General features: G+C 38.0%; 15 protein-coding genes and 2 tRNA genes. 8 read left to right on the top strand and 9 right to left on the bottom strand.

All coding sequences use genetic code 11. The features are described from left to right. The first annotated feature begins 122 nt into the window (after nt 1–122). The 3 genes from NMU02_RS04005 (at nt 123) to NMU02_RS03995 (ending at nt 5,446) form a co-directional block, all read left to right on the top strand. Nucleotides 123–1,826, top strand: a complete 1,704-nt coding sequence (locus NMU02_RS04005) for an acyl-CoA dehydrogenase family protein (RefSeq protein ID WP_255025969.1) — start codon at nt 123–125, stop codon at nt 1,824–1,826. 179 nt (nt 1,827–2,005) lie between these two features. Next, nucleotides 2,006–2,893 (top strand): carbohydrate kinase family protein, encoded by an 888-nt coding sequence (locus NMU02_RS04000; RefSeq protein ID WP_255025968.1) that lies wholly within the window; start codon nt 2,006–2,008, stop codon nt 2,891–2,893. A gap of 258 nt (nt 2,894–3,151) precedes the next feature. After that, the gene (locus tag NMU02_RS03995) at nt 3,152–5,446 is read left to right on the top strand and encodes a basic secretory protein-like protein (RefSeq protein WP_255025967.1); all 2,295 of its coding nucleotides are present in this window, start codon (nt 3,152–3,154) and stop codon (nt 5,444–5,446) included. 134 nt (nt 5,447–5,580) lie between these two features. Here NMU02_RS03995 and NMU02_RS03990 read toward each other — a convergent pair. From NMU02_RS03990 to panC, 7 genes are all read right to left on the bottom strand, one after another. Further along, nucleotides 5,581–5,657 (bottom strand) — tRNA-His (locus NMU02_RS03990). A gap of 68 nt (nt 5,658–5,725) precedes the next feature. Beyond that, a complete protein-coding gene (locus NMU02_RS03985) occupies nt 5,726–6,907 on the bottom strand; it encodes a CapA family protein (protein ID WP_255025966.1) in 1,182 nt (393 codons plus the stop codon). A 69-nt stretch (nt 6,908–6,976) separates the two neighbouring features. Continuing rightward, nucleotides 6,977–7,858: a bifunctional methylenetetrahydrofolate dehydrogenase/methenyltetrahydrofolate cyclohydrolase FolD gene (gene folD / locus NMU02_RS03980; RefSeq protein WP_255025965.1), complete on the bottom strand. Its 882-nt coding sequence runs from the start codon at nt 7,856–7,858 to the stop codon at nt 6,977–6,979. 136 nt (nt 7,859–7,994) lie between these two features. After that, a complete protein-coding gene (ffh, locus tag NMU02_RS03975; protein ID WP_255025964.1) occupies nt 7,995–9,323 on the bottom strand; it encodes a signal recognition particle protein in 1,329 nt (442 codons plus the stop codon). A 72-nt stretch (nt 9,324–9,395) separates the two neighbouring features. Beyond that, entirely contained in the window at nt 9,396–10,721 is a 1,326-nt protein-coding gene (locus tag NMU02_RS03970) for an MATE family efflux transporter (RefSeq protein ID WP_290427106.1), read from the bottom strand. A gap of 143 nt (nt 10,722–10,864) precedes the next feature. Then, nucleotides 10,865–11,218: an aspartate 1-decarboxylase gene (gene panD, locus NMU02_RS03965; RefSeq protein WP_255025963.1), complete on the bottom strand. Its 354-nt coding sequence runs from the start codon at nt 11,216–11,218 to the stop codon at nt 10,865–10,867. A gap of 34 nt (nt 11,219–11,252) precedes the next feature. After that, on the bottom strand, nt 11,253–12,098 hold the full coding sequence (panC, locus tag NMU02_RS03960; RefSeq protein WP_255025962.1) for a pantoate--beta-alanine ligase: 846 nt from the start codon (nt 12,096–12,098) through the stop codon (nt 11,253–11,255). A 262-nt stretch (nt 12,099–12,360) separates the two neighbouring features. On the opposite strand from panC, the gene NMU02_RS03955 reads away from it, so the two are divergent. The 5 genes from NMU02_RS03955 to NMU02_RS03935 all read left to right on the top strand — a co-directional run bounded on the left by NMU02_RS03955 (nt 12,361) and on the right by NMU02_RS03935 (nt 17,565). Next, nucleotides 12,361–13,185 carry a glycogen/starch synthase gene (locus NMU02_RS03955; protein WP_255025959.1) on the top strand — a complete coding sequence of 275 codons (825 nt, stop codon included), beginning with the start codon at nt 12,361–12,363 and terminating at the stop codon, nt 13,183–13,185. A gap of 14 nt (nt 13,186–13,199) precedes the next feature. Further along, nucleotides 13,200–14,660, top strand: a complete 1,461-nt coding sequence (locus NMU02_RS03950; protein ID WP_255025958.1) for a DUF4270 family protein — start codon at nt 13,200–13,202, stop codon at nt 14,658–14,660. Between the two features lie 109 nt (nt 14,661–14,769). Continuing rightward, nucleotides 14,770–14,842: transfer RNA gene (locus NMU02_RS03945), tRNA-Thr, on the top strand. Between the two features lie 233 nt (nt 14,843–15,075). After that, nucleotides 15,076–16,083 (top strand): hypothetical protein, encoded by a 1,008-nt coding sequence (locus tag NMU02_RS03940; RefSeq protein WP_255025956.1) that lies wholly within the window; start codon nt 15,076–15,078, stop codon nt 16,081–16,083. A 180-nt stretch (nt 16,084–16,263) separates the two neighbouring features. Next, nucleotides 16,264–17,565, top strand: a complete 1,302-nt coding sequence (locus NMU02_RS03935; RefSeq protein ID WP_435522012.1) for a Na+/H+ antiporter NhaC family protein — start codon at nt 16,264–16,266, stop codon at nt 17,563–17,565. On the opposite strand, the gene NMU02_RS03930 is transcribed toward NMU02_RS03935, so the two are convergent. Both NMU02_RS03930 and NMU02_RS03925 read right to left on the bottom strand, forming a co-directional pair. Then, nucleotides 17,556–18,578 (bottom strand): AMP-binding protein, encoded by a 1,023-nt coding sequence (locus NMU02_RS03930; RefSeq protein ID WP_255025954.1) that lies wholly within the window; start codon nt 18,576–18,578, stop codon nt 17,556–17,558. The two genes, NMU02_RS03935 and NMU02_RS03930, sit on opposite strands and share 10 nt — an antisense overlap. Beyond that, nucleotides 18,569–19,618, bottom strand: coding sequence for an o-succinylbenzoate synthase (locus NMU02_RS03925; RefSeq protein ID WP_255026204.1), 1,050 nt, complete (start codon nt 19,616–19,618; stop codon nt 18,569–18,571). The genes NMU02_RS03930 and NMU02_RS03925 overlap by 10 nt, the downstream gene beginning before the upstream one ends.

Below are 19,618 nucleotides of genomic sequence, written 5' to 3'. Positions count from 1 at the left end.
CAGGGATCAGAGAAAATAATCCCACAAGAAAGGATACGAACTGATTATACAAATACGATGATATTTTGAAAAATGCAGGGATGAGAAAATATAAGTAATAAAAACAAAAACGATTAAATAATATGTCTAATTTCTATTTAGATAACAGTGATCTGAAACATCACTTAAATCATCCGCTCATGAAGCGGCTGGTCGCCTTGAAAGAAAGAGATTACAGCGATGCTGAAAAATACGATTATGCCCCTTTCGATTTTGAGGATGCAATGGATAGTTATGAAAAAGTCCTTGAAATAGCCGGAGAAATCAGTGGTGAGATTGTTGCTCAAAATGCAGAAAGTGTCGATCATGAAGGACCTCAAGTTATCGATGGACATGTAAAATATGCATCAGGCACAGAAAAAAACCTCGAAGCATTAATCAATGCCGGTTTAATGGGCATTTCTCTTCCCCGCCGTTACAATGGGTTGAACTTCTCATTAGTACCCTATATAATGGCAGCTGATATGGTGAGCCGGGCAGATGCTGGTTTTGTAAATATATGGGGATTGCAAGATTGTGCAGAAACAATTTATGAATTTGCCAGCGAAGAACAAAAACAAAAATACTTACCGAGAGTATGTGCCGGTGAAACAATGGCTATGGACTTGACCGAACCCGATGCAGGATCGGACTTACAAGCCGTAATGCTAAAAGCCACTTACAGCGAAACCGACGGTTGCTGGTATCTCAACGGTGTAAAACGGTTTATTACCAACGGTGACGGACATATCGCATTGGTGTTGGCTCGGTCAGAAGAAGGAACTAAAGACGGACGTGGCCTTTCGATGTTTATTTATGACAAGAATGACGGAGGAGTAACCGTTAGACGCATCGAAAATAAAATGGGTATAAAAGGTTCTCCCACTTGCGAACTGGTTTTCCGTAATGCAAAAGCTGAACTTTGCGGAGACCGTAAAATGGGACTGATAAAATACGTAATGGCATTGATGAACGGTGCACGGTTAGGCATTGCCGCACAATCGGTTGGTGTATCAGAAGCTGCATATCGCGAAGCTCTGTCATATGCTCAAGAACGTCGCCAGTTTGGAAAAGCCATTATCGAATTCCCGGCCGTTTATGAAATGCTATCTTTAATGAAGGCAAAACTCGACGCCTCTCGTTCTCTGCTATACGAAACAACTCGTTTTGTAGATATGTATAAAACTCTCGAAGATATCTCAAAAGAACGCAAGCTCGAGAAAGAAGAACGTGCCGAAATGAAAATGTATCAGAAACAAGCTGATGCATTTACACCTTTGGCAAAAGGAATAGGCAGCGAATTTTGTAACCAGAACGCATACGATTGTGTACAGATACACGGTGGTTCAGGATTTATGAAAGACTATGCTTGTGAAAGAATTTACCGGGATGCCCGTATTACTTCTATTTACGAAGGCACTACCCAATTACAAGTAGTTGCAGCAATCCGTCACGTAACAACGGGAACATATCTCAACATGATGAAATTCTATGAAGAACAGCCAATATGTCCCGAGCTTATACCGTTACAAAACCGGTTGAAAGCAATGACAGCTATATACGAAAAAACCGTTTCTTCAGTTACCGAAACTAAAGATCCCGAATATATCGATTTCCACGCACGCCGTATGGTAGAAATGGCAGGACATATTATTATGGGACACCTGCTATTGCAAGATACGAGCAGATGCAATTCGTTCAGAAATTCAGCAGAAGTATATATACATTACGGTGAATCGGAAGTAATGAAGAATGCAGAATATATTGAAAAGTTCAATATCGAAGACCTCGAATTTTATCGTCTTTAAAAATTCGATATAAATAAAAAACACAGAAGGGACTACCGAAAATGAGTAATCCCTTCTGTGTTTCTACTCAAAATTAAAAAAACAGCTGCCATTTCTTCATCACACCTTTAATTTGGATACCTTATTATTTATCTAATTTTATAGGCTTTAACCTAACAGAAAACGTTAATTTATTATTTATGAAAAACAAAGATATTATTATCGGTATCGGTGAAATTCTTTGGGATGTATTGCCTACCGGAAAAGTATTAGGAGGTGCACCCGCAAACTTTGCCTATCATTCGGGACAATTCGGCTTTGAAGGATATGCCATAAGTGCTGTTGGGAAAGATGAACTCGGTAAAGAAATTATTGAAAATCTAAAAAGGAAAAAACTAAATTATATACTACCCGAAATCGATTTTCCCACGGGAACTGTAAATATCACTCTTGACGAAAACGGAATCCCCTGTTATGAAATATGCGAAAATGTAGCCTGGGACAATATTCCTATTATTCCTGAAGCCGAGGATATTGCCCGTAAAGCGAAAGCTATCTGTTTCGGATCACTGGCCCAGAGAAACGAAATCTCTCGTAAAAGCATCCGTCATATCATCAGACTCGTACCCAAAGAATCCCTCCGCATTTTCGACATAAACCTAAGGCAACATTGCTATACAACCGATACCGTACGTGAATCGATATCTCATTGCAACATATTAAAAATCAATGATGAAGAACTAATCACCGTCTCACGTATGTTTGGCTATGATACACCCGACTTACAGGAAATATGTAAAAGAATTGTTTCCGATTTCAAACTAGAAATGCTCATTCTTACTTGTGGGATTAATGGTAGTTACGTTTTCACCCCTACTTCTATGTCTTTTCAAACAACTCCTCAAGTCAAAGTAGTCGATACTGTTGGAGCCGGCGACTCTTTCACCGCAGCATTTTGCAGTGCGATAATCAAAGGAAAAGATATATGTGAAGCACACAAAATCGCAGTAGATACATCTGCGTATGTCTGTTCGTGTGCAGGAGCAATGCCTGCATTACCCGAAAAAATAACAAAAATCATATCTTAATTCAAAAAACAACTATTTCCATCCAATCCCGGTTGTTTAAAGCAACCGGGATGTTTTTTACAAACATCCTCTTAATTTCTTATAATTAAATAAATATTACTATCACAAAATAGTATGTCCGTAATATACGCATTCAAAATATTCCTTATCTTTGAATAATGATAATTTTCTTAGCTTATTTTAAATGATTGTAATAAATTTTCTCTGTTTCAATTTTTGAACAGAACCTTATATCTAACTTTTTAAATATAAAATGAAATGAAAAAAAAATTTCATGTAGTATTCATCGCACTATTAATACTATTCCCCTTAAAAGGTAAATGCGAAAACAAAAATGCCGATCCCTGGGAAAACTACAAATTCGGTAAAATAGAACTTGTCGATAATGAAACTGACCGTACCGGTTCGAAAATCTACCACCGTCTTATACCCGATATGAACGAATATATTTATGCTGCGGGGCGTGATGTTATGCGCACACTTTATAACGATCCCTCCTCACCCGGAGTACCCTCCCCAAGCAAAGTTACACTCGTTTATACTCTCAAATCGGGAATGGGTAATACACCATCAGCTAAATGGGGAGGAAGCGACGCAAACGGTAACATACGCGTAGGTATCGATTATTCGATCGACTATATCGAAAAACTTTTCAGAGATGCATCAAATCCTACCGACATTGAAATTGAAAAATTCATGTACGAAACAAAAGGCGTATTACTACATGAAATGACTCATGCTTTACAGGTAGAATTATCGGGCTACCAAACCGGAAACCAGCAATGGGCTGCAATTGAAGGTATGGCCGATGCAGTACGTTATCTAAATGACCATTTTACAATGGCCGACCGGCCAGCAGGAGGTAACTATTTAGATGGATATCGATATACCGGATTTTTTTTCGGATGGCTTACAAAAGAAAAGAATCCCGAATTCATTAAAAGATTCAACTATGCTCCTATTGCTTTAGGATTCAGTTGGAATTTTACCAAAGCCGTATATTATGGGCTTAACAAAACTGTAAATATGACAGAACTATGGAATGAATACCTCATTGCCATGAACGATCCGAATGCTCCGATGGAAACATCGCCATTAATGAAACATTACAGCCCCCTTACTCTCTCAGGATTCAATGTGGACATAATCGCAGAATCGGGGACATTATCAGGTACTTCAGGAAACTATACCCTATCGACTAATGCATATAACGATGCGAGAGGCTTAGGTTTATGCGACGGACAAGGTAATATCTTCTATTCGCAATCGGTTAACGAATCTCTGAAAAACGGATTGCCTACAGATGGAAACATTGTCTCCGATCACACCGGTTGCAAATACAAACTTGCCGATTATAATAAAAATAACGTATTGTCGGGAGGTGGAACACTTACTCTCAATACTAAAGTAAATGCTAGTGAAATATTGGTATTAGGATTTAGTGTTTATAACGGTCAGTCTCCAGTAACAGCACATTATACCAATGGAACAATTGTTACAAACCAATCGATAATGGGTAATTGGGGAAACAAAAACGGCGGCGCTTATTCTGCCGGGCTCTTCAATTATAAATCAGGAACTTTGAACGACAGTGATACTCGTACTTTATGTGAGATGAGAATCGTTACCGACCCGAATAAAACGATAAACAAAATATCGATCAGCGATGTAAATGCATGGACCGCATTATTTGCCGTTTCCGCTCTGATTAATTATAATATCGAAGATACAGAACATACCTTAGACCCAAATGAAGACGGTGTATTCCACATGAATGAAAATTCACAGCTAATCACTGAAAATGAGAAAATAATCGGACAAATCAATTATACATATAATTTTTCTCAAGCCCAAAAATGGGAAGCTATCTCATTCCCTTTCACTCTAAATTCCATTACCGATGCAGAAGGTAATGAAATCACTTTATCAGAAACAAAAGAAAATAATTGTTTGAATGTAATCTCATATAATCCCGAAAACAATAGTTGGGAGTATATTACTTCATTATCTCAAATCGAATCGGATAAAGGCTACCTCTATGCTCTGAACGGTACGGGAGAAATCACTTTTACAGGCATTGAGCCTACCGTCCAAAAAAACTTTATCCGCGGTACAGTAACCGACAACGCCATTGCCGGTAAAAACATCTATGTAAATAACGTATTAAAAAATTCTGAAACAACAAATGTATATGTATTGGAAGGGAACAACTTCGTATTGAAACAGTCGGTACAATTAAAACCGTTTCAGACATATATGGTTGCTACCGAAGACATAATGTCTACGACCCCCTCATTCGAAATAGGAGATATAAGTAGTATATGCGATTATACTTCTAAAGATACGGATATAAAGATAACGACTACCCACAATCAAATACAAATTACGACCGACGGCCAAGTACAAGTCGATTTATATACATTACAAGGGCAAAAAATACTTTCTTCTGTAATTAACGGTTCATTTTATCGTACCCTCGATAATGGAATATATATTGTAAAAATTATTTCGGGAAAAGGCACGGTATCAAAAAAAGTATTAATTCAAGACTGAAATAATCACCGATATATTATTCTCTCAGGTCCTGTAATAACATATTTACAGGACCTTTTCTTATACAATACCGAATAAAAAGGATTTTTAGTTCCGTAAATAAAATAAAAAAGCTATCTGTAACCAGATAGCTTTGGGGTGAAAGATGGGGCTCGAACCCACGACCTTCGGAACCACAATCCGACGCTCTAACCAACTGAGCTACATTCACCATTTCTCAATTGCGATGCGAAGATATGAAGTTTTTTTTAATCACACAATACCTTCGACGTCTTTTTTTCAAAAAATATATTCTTCAACCCCATAATTATTTTCTTGTAAGAAATGTCGGTTATTCTCGACAAATCGTTTCATCGGAATATACAGTAAAGGAAACGAATCTTTTACAAAAGGCAATACAGATGCAGCAGGAAGAACCTCATATCCTTTCCCGGCACGATGAGCAGGACGCTGGGTATAATGTAATGCATAACGGGCATCAGATATATCGATCCCATGATCATTTTTAATTACCTTTACTTTTACAATAGCGCCTCCCTGTGTATCGGGATCCTGCATATTCGAGATAAAGTTTCCCAGAGAATACACAATCAAACATGAAGCTCCTATAGAGTCTTTTTTGAGCGACATCGGTTGTATTACATGAGGATGTGCTCCGATAATAAGCTGTACTCCTTCTCTTCGTAGAAACGTAGCTATTTGTTTTTGAAAATAGGTCGGTTTTTTATGATACTCTTCTCCCCAATGAATACAAGCAATCATCAATTCTGCTCCTTTCATTTTAGCTGTTTCCAAATCGGCCTTAATTTGCACCGTATCGATATAATTTACAACCGACGGTAAAATGACACCGATACCATTTGTACCATACGTATAATTGAAAAAAGCCATACGAATATTATTCTTATCGATAATCAAGGGATATTCGTGTACTCGGCTAACCGAATCGGTATAAGTACCCAAATGAGTTATACCCAAAGTATCGAGGGCGGCAATGGTACGGTTTAGTCCCTTTGTGTAACGATCGAGGCAATGATTATTTGCAGTAAGAAATATACCGAAACCTGCATTTTTTAAAGCAGCCGCATATTCACGAGGTGAACTAAACTGAGGATATCCAGAATAAGGTTTTCCACCTAAAGTAGTTTCAAAATTCACTACAGCAATATCTACCGATCGCACTTCATTTCTTATCTTATCGAAACAGGCGTCGTAATCAAATCCTCCCTCAATCTTAGCATTCGTAACTTGTGGCAAATGCTGCATAGCATCTCCTACAAACAAAAGAGTAAGAGTATCTGAACGGGATTCATAATTAAAAGATCGTTCTCCATACCTATGGTTATGTTTTTCCTGAGAATTACTGGTACAAGCATATAAGGAAATAATAATAAAAAGAAATACCTCAGACAAATACCTCAGTATAACTAAAGATCGCTTATTAATTAAATGTGTTTTCATGCAATTAAATTAGAGAAGATACGAAGTTTTAAGATTTCGCTCAAAACTTCGCATCCTATACAATTACTATTATTGATATATCGCCTTTTTGCCGGCAAGCAATGTGTTACGCATCAACGAAACGATTGTCATGGGACCGACACCTCCCGGTACCGGAGTAATATAAGAACATTTCGGAGCTACCTCATCGAATTTAACATCTCCAGTAAGTTTAAAACCCGATTTCGTCTTATCCGACGGTACACGTGTCGTTCCTACGTCGATAACTGTCGCTCCTTCTTTTACCATATTTCCTTTTAAAAATTCAGGAACACCCAAAGCGGCAATAATAATATCCGCCTTTAAACACATCTCTTTTAAATCGGTCGAATAACTGTGACAGACCGTTACCGTAGCATTTCCAGGATTAGACTTTTGCATCATCAACGTTGCAACCGGTTTCCCTACAATATTGCTACGCCCCAATACAATACAATGTTTTCCTTTTGTTTCTATATTATATCTTTTCAGCAATTCCAGAATACCGGCAGGAGTCGCCGAAACGAAACAAGGCAAACCGATAGACATACGTCCCACATTAATAGGATGAAATCCATCCACGTCTTTCCGATAATCGATTGCTTCGATCACTTTCTGCTCCGAGATATGCTTGGGCAACGGTAATTGTACTATAAATCCATCGATATCGACATCCTTATTCAAACGGTCAACTACATCCAGTAATTCTTTTTCCGTCACATCGCTTTCGAGCCGTATCAACGTCGATTTAAAGCCACATTGTTCACAAGCTTTTACCTTATGAGCGACGTATGTTTCACTTCCCCCGTCATGCCCTACCAATACGGCTGCCAAATGAGGTATCTTCCCTCCTGCCGCCTTTATCTGCTCAACCTCGAGCGCAATTTCACTTTTGATCTGATCGGCTATAGCCTTCCCGTCTATCAACTGCATAGCATCTATTTTATGGTTATCTTAAAAAATTACCGGCTTTGTCTCCGTCTTTATCTATCCCGCATAAAGTAATACGGAAAGGTAAAAACTCGTATCCAAAGCCGGCAATCTCCATCATATCACTGTTTTGGAAAAGTCATCTTCTTTTCAACCCCTTCATCATTCGAGCCGGATTCTTTGTCTGAGTCACCATACGCATCATTTTACGCGTTTCATCAAATTGCTTAATCAATCGGTTCACCTCTTGAATAGAAGTACCGCTTCCTTTAGCAATACGCTGACGACGACTACCGTTAAGAACTTCGGGATTGGTCCTTTCTTTAGGTGTCATCGAATAAATAATCGCTTCGATACTTTTAAAAGCATTGTCATCGATATCCATATCCTTAATCGCTTTTCCCACTCCCGGTATCATAGAAGCCAATTCTTTCAGGTTACCCATTTTCTTTATCTGCTGTATCTGGCTTATAAAATCATTGAAATCGAATTGATTTTTGGCAATTTTTTTCTGTAAGCGTTTGGCTTCTTCTTCATTATACTGTTCTTGAGCCCGTTCTACCAGTGAAACAATGTCTCCCATTCCGAGAATACGGTCGGCCATACGTGCCGGATGGAAAACATCGAGTGCTTCCATCTTCTCTCCCGTACCTACAAATTTTATAGGTTTATTTACGACTGTACGTATCGACAATGCAGCACCACCCCGGGTATCACCATCGAGTTTTGTCAATACCACTCCCGTAAAATCCAGTCGATCATTAAATTCCTTGGCAGTATTTACCGCATCTTGCCCCGTCATGGAATCTACAACAAAAAGAATTTCCTGAGGTTTTACAGCATCTTTAATTGATTGAATTTCCTGCATCATTTGCTCATCTACAGCCAAACGACCAGCGGTATCGATAATTACCAAATCATTCCCGTCGACTTTTGCCTGTTTAATTGCATTTTTTGCGATTTCAACCGGATTTTTATTGCCTTCTTCACTATATACAGGTACTTGTATCTGTTCTCCGAGAACCTTTAACTGTTCGATCGCAGCCGGACGATATACGTCACCGGCAACAAGCAATGGCTTTTTCGAACGTTTTGTCTTTAGCAAATTAGCCAGCTTACCCGAAAACGTCGTTTTACCCGATCCCTGTAACCCCGACATGAGTATAATAGCCGGAGAACCGGTTATGTTTATATCCACTGCGTCACCTCCCATCAGGGTCGCCAATTCGTCATGAACGATTTTTACCATCAACTGCCCCGGTTTAACAGCCGTAAGCACGTCCATTCCCAACGCTTTTGTTTTTACCGTGTCGGTAAACTGTTTGGCCACTTTGTAGTTAACATCTGCATCGAGTAACGCTTTACGTACATCTTTCAGAGTCTCGGCCACATTTATTTCGGTGATTTTCCCTTCACCTTTCAATATTTTAAATGACCGTTCAAGTCTTTCGCTTAAATTCTCAAACATAGTATCTTATTTCTTTTTTTCTTTTACAATTTTTCCATAAGACGCAAAAGTACAAAAAAAGGTTGGGATTCTCTATATTTTTTTGTTTTGCCAACGGGCTTTTTTTATATACAACCACGAAAGCAAAAGTAAGACAGCCCAATATATGTATTCTACAAACCAGCATAAAGCTACATTTGCCGGTCGGAAGAGAAGTATTATCACATAAATAGCAACCATATATACAAAAGCCGTAAATGTTTCGATCACCATAGTAGTACGTGTATTTCCGGTTCCGGCAACCGTATGAAACCATATACTACCCGGTACTGCCAAGAAATAATACAATACCATAACATACATAGACAAGATACTCCCTTGTATAAGTTCCTGGTTATCGGTATATATACGTAATAATAACGAAGGCCATAAAAATACCAGTAACATCAAGGGAAGAATGACCATATAACACATTTTCATTATCCTCAGCGAAATACGAGGGACTTCATCCGGGTGTCCGGCTCCCATAGCATTACTCACAAGAGTACAAGCTGTAGCGGCAAATGCATTAACCGGCATAAAAAATATAGTGGAAACACTGCGTACGATATTTGCAATCGCCAACTGACGTTCTCCTAAATGTTCTATTGCGACAAAAAATACAAACCAGGTTATGATGGGAATAAAAAATTGTATCATAGTCCAGATAGAAACATTCAATACTCTCACGATCACCTTCGGATCAAAATGAGTAAAATCGAAAAAAGCATATTTCTTCGTATCTACTTTTACATTGGTATATAAGATATAATAGATTACCGAAATCAATTCAGATAATACCGATCCTAAAGCTGCCCCTCCGATTCCCATCGCGGGACATCCGAATTTACCGAATATAAAAATATAATTAAGAATAATATTCGATACCGCCATTATAATGGCATTCACCGTTAATATGCGAGTTTTGGTTATTCCTACATAAAAGGCCCGAAACATCGCTGAGATAAACGAAAAAAACAACCCGTATATACGATAATCGAGATATTCGGTCGTCGCATTATAAATCTCTTTCGAGTTTATCATCAATCGTAAAAACCACGGCGAACAGAAATCATTAAGTCCCCATAACAAAGCAGCTAACAAAATAAGGAAAAAGGTACTTTGCAACATAATACTGCCGATATCCTTAAAGCGTTTTTCTCCGTTACGCCTGGCCATCAATATCTGCGATCCGGTACTGAAACCGAAACCGATCATATACACAGCCATATAATATACACCAGCCAAAGCAGACGCACCCAATTCTACTTCGCCAACCCTACCCAAAAATGCCGTATCGGTTATATTGATAAGATTTTGTACGACAAGACTTATCAGGATAGGATAAGACACCGTCCATATCTCTTTACGTGTAAACATTACAAAAATTCCATTTTTTCTGTCCTCAGGAAACTATCTCATCCACGTACCATATTTAGATAAAGAAACCCACCTCAACAGGTGGGTAATTTCCTGTACCATACTCATTATAGAAACAAATTGTTTCCCAGGTACAGCTACAATTATTTAATAAGTTTATTCGTCTTAGTATCGGGGAAAATCACCGAAGGTTTAAAATTTCGGGCTTCTTCAAAATCCATCATAGCATAAGACATAATAATAACGATGTCTCCGGGTTGCACCTTACGGGCCGCAGCCCCATTAAGACACACAACCCCAGAACCGCGTTCTCCTTTAATCACATAGGTCGAAAACCGTTCTCCATTATTATTATTTACAATATCTACTTTCTCGTTTGCAATGATATTGGCCGCATCCATAAGATCCTCATCGATGGTGATACTACCGATATAATTCAGATCGGCTTGAGTCACAGTTACACGATGTATCTTGGATTTTACGACTTCTATTAACATATTGTATCCTCTTTTTATTAAACAACTTTATATTTTAACGACGGTACGCAATATTATCGATAAGACGAACTTCACCACAATAAACGGTAATACAACCGACAATAAAATCCGACTCATTCCAATCACTTACCGGCAATAAAGTATTCCCATCGACAATCTCATAATATTCAACTTCTAGCCCGGGAACAGCATTAACAGTATCTACCACATAATTAAGCGTTTCGGTTACTGAATGACCAGATGCAAAGTTACGACTTTTAAATAAAGTAGCAGATATATTTACTGCATTTTTTCTTTGTTCAGGGGTAAGGCGAGCGTTTCGACTACTCAAAGCCATGCCGTCTTCTTCACGCACAATAGGGCAATCGATAATCTCTACCGGAGAATCGATAAGTTTTGCCATCGAGCGTATCACCGCAATTTGTTGAAAATCCTTTTCTCCAAAATAAGCACGATCAGGAGTAGCTGCATAAAAAAGCTTACTAACAATCTGTGCGACACCGTTAAAATGTCCGGGCCTATATTTACCCTCCATCACCTCAGCTACTTTACCGAGATTAAAGACACGCGTATCTTCCTCGGGATACATTTCTTCTACCGCTGGAGCAAAGGCAATACAGCAACCGACCGATTCGAGTAACTTACAATCATTTTCGAGAGAACGAGGATAATGCAGCAGATCGTTTTTGTCATTAAATTGTGTGGGATTCACAAATACACTTACAATACAGCAATCGTTCTCGGATACACAACGTTTTACTAATTGTAAATGTCCGTTATGTAGTGCCCCCATAGTAGGAACGAGACCGACTTTTCCACCAACTCCCTTAACAGCAGCTACTTCCCGTTGTAAATCGGCGATCTTAGTAATTACTTTCATTTCTAATCTTTTAAAATCGGATGCAAAAGAAGTAAATAAAACCCAAACAAAGAAGCATTAAAGAAAAAATGTTTCGATATTACTATAAATTATAATACAGGGACTTTTCAACCAAATCTGTAAGTTTACAAACCATAACAAAAAGAAATATAAATGATACGATATGCATCTATGACTTGTTAATACTTCTAATATTTGGAGTTTTACGATAATTTTTTTATTATCTTTGCAGGACAATTTTTGAGATAAGAGGACTTTAAAAATGAAAGCCAGTAAGGTATTATTTATTACACAAGAAATTACACCGTATCTTCCGGAATCGGAAATCGCTACTATATGTCGGAATCTGCCACAAGGGATCCAGGAACACGGACGCGAAATACGGACATTCATGCCCAAATACGGAACGATTAACGAACGCAGAAACCAGCTGCACGAAGTTATCCGATTATCAGGTATGAATCTGATCATCGACGATACCGACCATCCCCTTATTATCAAAGTCGCATCTATCCAATCTGCACGCATGCAGGTTTATTTTATCGATAATGATGATTATTTCCAGCGTAAAGCTACTTTACAGGATGAAAACGGGGTCGAGTTCGAAGACAATGATGAAAGAAGCATATTTTATGTAAGAGGAGTTATGGAAACTGTAAAAAAACTCCGTTGGGTTCCAGATATTATTCATTGCCATGGATGGATGACGGCCCTTGCTCCACTTTACATAAAAAAAGTATATGCCGAAGATCCCTCATTCAGGGATTCGAAAATCGTTTTCTCTGTTTATGAAAATGATTTTAAATCTCCACTTAAACCAGGTTTAGCAGCCAAACTTACTTCAGACGATATTGATGCGGGAAGTTTAAATTTCAAGGATAACGAACCTGTCGATTATGCTACATTATCGAAATTAGCCATCAATTATTCCGATGGCGTAATACAGGCTAGCGAAATGATAAATCCCGATGTTATGACATACGCTCAATCATCAGGAAAACCATTCTTACCCTATCAGAATCCCGAAACATACATCGATGCTTATAATGAGTTCTATGATACTGTTTGGGAAAATGCCAACAAATAAGTAACGAAAATCTTATGAAACTTCATTGGTTATTGCCTTTTGCATTGATTGCAACAATGATCTCCTGCGAGGACGACCTCGATCAGATCGGATCCTCGATCGACTCTTCCGTGATTACAATCTCGGTAGACTCAACATTCAGCAAAAAAGTAAAGACTCAATCGATCAGTTGCGAAAATATACCGAACCGTACATTAACGCAAATGATCGGTTCATTAAATATACCCGATTTCGGGAGTGTTAAGGCTGGCTATCTTACTCAGTTTATTTATCTCTCGAGTATCGATACGATCGAGTGGGCCAATATCGACTCTTTAGTATTATCAATGGGATTCAAAGATTCGAAGTTCTGGGGAGACTCCTTAGCCCCTATGCAACTAAGTGTTTACAAATTAAACAAAAAACTCGAAACACCCCTATACAGTAATCTCGATCCGAATAATTATTACGATCAGTCGAACGATTTTTTGAACAAAACCAGCTATTCTGCATCCAAATTAAGCATCCCCGATTCCTTAACAACAACTGGCGCCAAATATATTGATACGAAATTACCGCAGTCTTTCGCCAAATTTTTGTATGACAAATTCAAAGAAGACCCTTCGGCCTTTACCGACATCGACCGTCTCCCAGACATTTTCCCTGGATTATACATAAAAAACAGTTACGGTATCGGATCGCTTATTAATATAGAACAATCGGTAATATCGTGGTATCATCATAGAACAGTAAAAGCATACGACGGAGTGACAGATTCTATTATACCTTATATTACGCATGGTTTTTCGGTAAACAATATGGTACCTACGGTAAACCATATCGAAAGAACAATCGCCCCCAAAGTAGAAAATTTGATCGCACAAGGAAAAACGATTATTCAGGCACCTGTCGGATACAATGCTCAAATAACGATTCCTACACGCGAAATAATAAACACCTATCTTAAAACAAAAGAAACGCAAGGTAATATCGCTATGTTAAACGGGATAACCCTTTCGGTTCCTATTGTAAAACCGGCAAAAAATGATTACGGAGTCATTCCACCACCCTATCTTCTCTTTATTCGTAAACAGGGTGAATCGACCGACCAAGATGGAAATAAAGTGGAAATGGACTTAAATAAATTTTTCACCAAACGGTTACTAACCGATTCGAAAAATTATTTCTATGCAACTTATAACTCGAATACACATAGTTACGATTTCGGCAATATACGTGATTTCTTCACGACCATTATGGGGAACGATGCCAAATATGACCAGCCAGAAACCTGGTTTCTTAATGGTTCACATCCCGAATACAACGAAGAAATATTGTTAGTACCGATAAATATCGAAACAAAGACAGTCATAAATGAATACTATCAACAAGTAACAGTAGTATCGAGCATATCTCCATATATTGCCTATCCGGCACAAGCTGAGATTGATACCGAAAATATTAAATTAAAATTGATATACAGCTCAATAAACTAATAATCAACAATTAAAAAACGAATATATAAAGAGCGGTAAAAAAGTAATAAAATTTTACCGCTCTTTTCTTGAAATAACAAACTAAAAAGTTTACCTTTGCACCGTTTTCGCCGCAATAGCTCAGTCGGTAGAGCGTTTCACTCGTAATGAAAAGGTCGCCGGTTCGATTCCGGCTTGCGGCTCTTACCAAAATACGGCAAACACTTAATGTTTGTCGTATTTTTATTTATTTTTCTGTTTCAAATATCTTTTTATATAATCTCAACAGATAAAGAACAATAGCCTTTTCTGCCATTGATCAATTAATAAGATAGTTATTGATTTTCGTAATAGAAAATATTTGATGCTAACTATTAATACAATTTAAAAATTTAACAGCACAATATAATTCATTAATCAATAGATTCATTGTTATATGAAAAGTTTTAGCAAATTCACAAAATATTCCGTTATTACATTTGTCATACTTTTTATACTTTCATGTATAGCAAACTATATCGATCGAATCGATGAATTTATATTACTAAACATACCCATCAGAAAAGCATTGTTTGTTTGCCTTTTAACTGTAACTGGCTTGCTTACAGCCCTTGTCTGCAACAGTATTTCTGTCGCTACTTTTTTAACTTTCTGGCGATTAAATAGTCTGAAATGGAGTTTTTTCTTCAAATCCTTAGCAAAGGGATTAATCATTATCATTCCGCTATCGATAGGAATTTATTTTTATGATTGGTATCTACGCGAACATATAATGGCTGCCTCGGTAAAACAATATATCGAAATAAAAGAATACGGATCACCTCAAAATATAGAATATGATTTTTCTGTAAATATAGACGAATTTTTATCTGACTTCCCCAGTACATTACCTAAACACAAAATCTTATTTCGCATCGATTCATTAAAAAATATCTACCGATCGAATATAAACGCATGCAGACAAACTCTTTTACAATTACCGGACAGCATGGCGACAGAAGCCTATAAAACTTATCATCTGCATGATTTAGGGGTAGAATATCGATACGCTGAAAAAACGACAATAAGTAATGATAGCCTGTGTACAATACAAAATAACATTTTATACCAACAAGCTACAAGACTTGCCGAAAATTCAACTGTTTTACAACGCTATCTCCTCGAATACTATGAAAGATCGGCTAATACGCTATGGATATATATTTGCTATTTAATTCTGGCTCTATCCGGGTTCTTATTACGTTACCAACCCTTAAAAAAAATATTAGCGGCTTTAGCAATATTAATATTTATTACATATGCTTCTATTACAGTAAATTCTTATGGAAAAATATATACTCACAAAGTTTTGAAAACAGTTCGCAAAATCGAAAACAATCAAAGAAATGCTTATCAAAAAATACATGAGAAAACAAAAAATTCCATAAAAATATCCTCAAAGTAATATTTCTTTTACGTCATATTAATTTCCTATTTTTTAGTAGTATATTCGTACATCTTTAAAATAAGAGCCGCTAAATACAATAAGATCTATCTTGGCATATTATAAAAAATAATGCTTAAAATGAAGATGAACCCAAAAGTTCAACTTTTATTCATTATCCGGTGTTTTAATAAAAAAAATATGATGAACGATGATCTGACTCAACCCCATAAAGCCAGTTTTTGGGCATTAAGTCCCTTGTTTGTTTTCTTGGGAGTATATGTCGTTACCTCGATAATCGTAAATGATTTTTACAAAGTCCCTATTACTGTAGCTTTTCTTATCGCATCGGCTTTTTCTATTGCAATTTCACAAGGAAAATCGATAAGCGAACGCATCGCTCACTTTTCGGGAGGAGCTGCTAACGGAAATATTCTGCTGATGATATGGATATTCATTCTGGCAGGGGCATTTGCTCAATCAGCTAAATCTATGGGAGCTATTGATGCTACTGTAAATCTTACATTGCATATACTACCCGATAACCTTTTGTTGGCGGGGCTCTTTATCGCGTCTTGCTTTATCTCTCTTTCGGTTGGAACATCGGTAGGAACAATTGTCGCTCTTACTCCCGTTGCTGTCGGTATCGCCCAGAGAACAGGATTAGATGTACCGTTTATCACTGCGATCGTAGCCGGAGGGGCTTTTTTCGGAGACAATCTCTCTTTTATTTCCGATACGACAATTGCCGCAACCAAAACGCAAGGGTGTTTGATGAAAGATAAATTCAAAGTAAACAGCATGATTGTAGTACCTGCCGCAATTTTAGTACTTATTTACTATATCTTTGCCGGGTTACATGTACATTCACCCTCCGAAATTACAGCTATTCATTGGCCTAAAGTAGTACCTTATCTGATTGTTTTAGGTACGGCTATCGCCGGAGTCAATGTGATGGTCGTACTAATATTGGGAATACTATCTACCGGTATTACAGGTTTGATTACCGGAGGATTTTCATTTTTCGGATGGGTAGGATCTATGGGTGAAGGTATCTCAGGAATGGGAGAACTCATTATTATTACATTAATGGCCGGAGGAATGCTGGAAATGATTCGTTTTAACGGTGGTATAAATTATATTATCATAAAATTAACCAAACGAATAAATTCTAAGCGAGGTGCCGAAATGAGTATTGCAGGATTAGTCGGCTTTGCCAATCTTTGTACGGCAAATAATACAATCGCTATTATTACTGTAGGTGGTATTGCTAAAGACATAGCAGACCGTTTCGGAGTCGATAAAAGAAAATCGGCCAGCATACTCGATACTTTTTCATGTCTCATACAGGGGATTATACCGTATGGGGCTCAAATGCTAATGGCGGCTTCATTAGCGGCAGTATCCCCGCTTGCCATCATCAAATATCTTTATTATCCCATGCTAATGGGAATATGCGCTTTATTATCGATATTATTTCGATATCCCAAACGCTATTCCTGAATATCACGAATTACTTTACCCGAATAGGTCTCCTTAAAACGGGATATAAATAATATTTCTTTAGGACGTTGATAAGGAATAAGTATTCGTTCCATATCAGATTGTAGCCTTAAAATTTCATCCGGGGGCATCTCCTCACCCTCTATAATAAGAACGAGTTTTTCACCCAATCTTAAATCGGGTTTTCCCATAACAAAGTAACGACGCTTTATACATTCCGAGATTTTCTGCTCAATTTCTTCCGGAAAAAGTTTCACACCTCCCGAATTAACTACATTATCATGCCGTCCCAACCAATGAAAACGACGTGCGTCTTTTAACCGAACCTCATCATTAGTAACAAATCGGGAACAACTTAGATGCGGAGTATTTATTATAAGACACCCACGATCATCTATTTCAAATGTAACCTCCCCGAGTGCCTGGTACGGAGTATCTGTAAATCCGAGATCACGTAAAGCTATATGCGAAACGGTTTCTGTCATACCATAAGTAGCATAACATTTTACAGGCAACGTTTGTAAAGAAGTTTCCAGAGCAGGTGTAACCGGAGCCCCGCCGATAATAAGAGAACCGATACCGGCCAATTTTTCACGCGTCTCTGATTCATTTAACGAACACTGTACCTGCATAGGAACCATAGCGGCAAAATCCGGAATGCGTTTTAAACTCGATAAAGGAGATGAAGAGGGAGAAACTACCTGAAGGTCGGCACCGGAAATCATTGCCCGCACCATCATCATCTTTCCCGCAATATATGACGGAGAAAGACACAATAGCATCGTTGTTTCATCCGTTATCCCGAAAAATTCATTTGTCAGTCGTGCAGAAGCCTCCATATCAGCTTTTATAAGCTTAATTTCTTTGGGATTACCGGTAGAACCCGACGTACGTCCTAAGACATACGGCAAAGTATTGTTCCATTCACAATAAAATCGGGCAATTTCTTCATTTGCAACTTCTGCGCATTCATCTGCCGAACGGCACACTATCCCATTCAGTCTTATTTCCATTTCAATCTCGAAAAATCCCACCCGGCGAGAGGATCGAGAGTCAATACAGATCCTTCTTGCCTGAGTGGTGAAACAATATTATTGGTATATAACATCCCCGTCCCTAATCCTTGTGGAATCACGGGATGATAACTACTTGTAAATTGAGCAATAGCATTCAACCCTATATTCGATTCGAGAGCTGAAGTCACCCACCATCCGACCTGATGTCTCACTGCCAATTCTATCCATTCGGAAGCACCGGAAAAACCGCCGACTAAAGCCGGCTTCAGAACAACATACTGAGGGTTTACATAACGCAGCATATCTTCTTTCATTATTTTATCGTCTAAACCAATCAACTCCTCATCAAGAGCGATAGGAATCGGCGTATTACGGCACAAAATCTTCAATGCATCCCATTGTCCCCGACGAATAGGTTGTTCGATAGAATGCAGTGCATAGCGTGACAATGCTTCGAGACGAGCAGGCGCTTCTTCCGATGAAAAGGCACCGTTTGCATCGACTCGTAATTCTACAGAATCACAACCAAAACGAGAACGGATAGTATTTAATAAAGAAAGCTCCGATTCGAAATCGATAGCACCAATTTTAAGTTTTATACACCGAAAACCTGCATTCAATTTTTCCTCTATACGTTTCCGCATCGTCTCTTTATCGCCCATCCATACCAAGCCGTTTATCTCTATCGGCACATTTCTTTTTATAAAATCCGAATTAAAAATACACCGTGTTCCCCCATTCTGCAAATCGGCAAGAGCTGTTTCAAGCCCAAATTTCAATGAACTCCAGCCAGATAACCGATCGGGAGTAGTTTCATTTATCTCACTACACAATTTACTTAAACGACCTTCATAATCAGGATAATCATCAGCACTCAATCCTCTAAAAACGGCACACTCTCCTATACCGAAACATTCGGGAAATTCCTTATTCCAAACCTTAATGAAAAAAGTCTCCTTTTGTTTCAATACTCCTCTCGAGGTTCCCCCGGGAGTCTTAAAATCGAGAATATACCTACAATAAGTTGCTTCCAGCAT

Source organism: Coprobacter tertius (genome assembly GCF_024330105.1).
Lineage (GTDB): Bacteria > Bacteroidota > Bacteroidia > Bacteroidales > Coprobacteraceae > Coprobacter > Coprobacter tertius.
The sequence above is the reverse complement of the archived record's forward strand: the minus strand, read 5'-3'. Positions and strand labels throughout refer to the sequence as shown.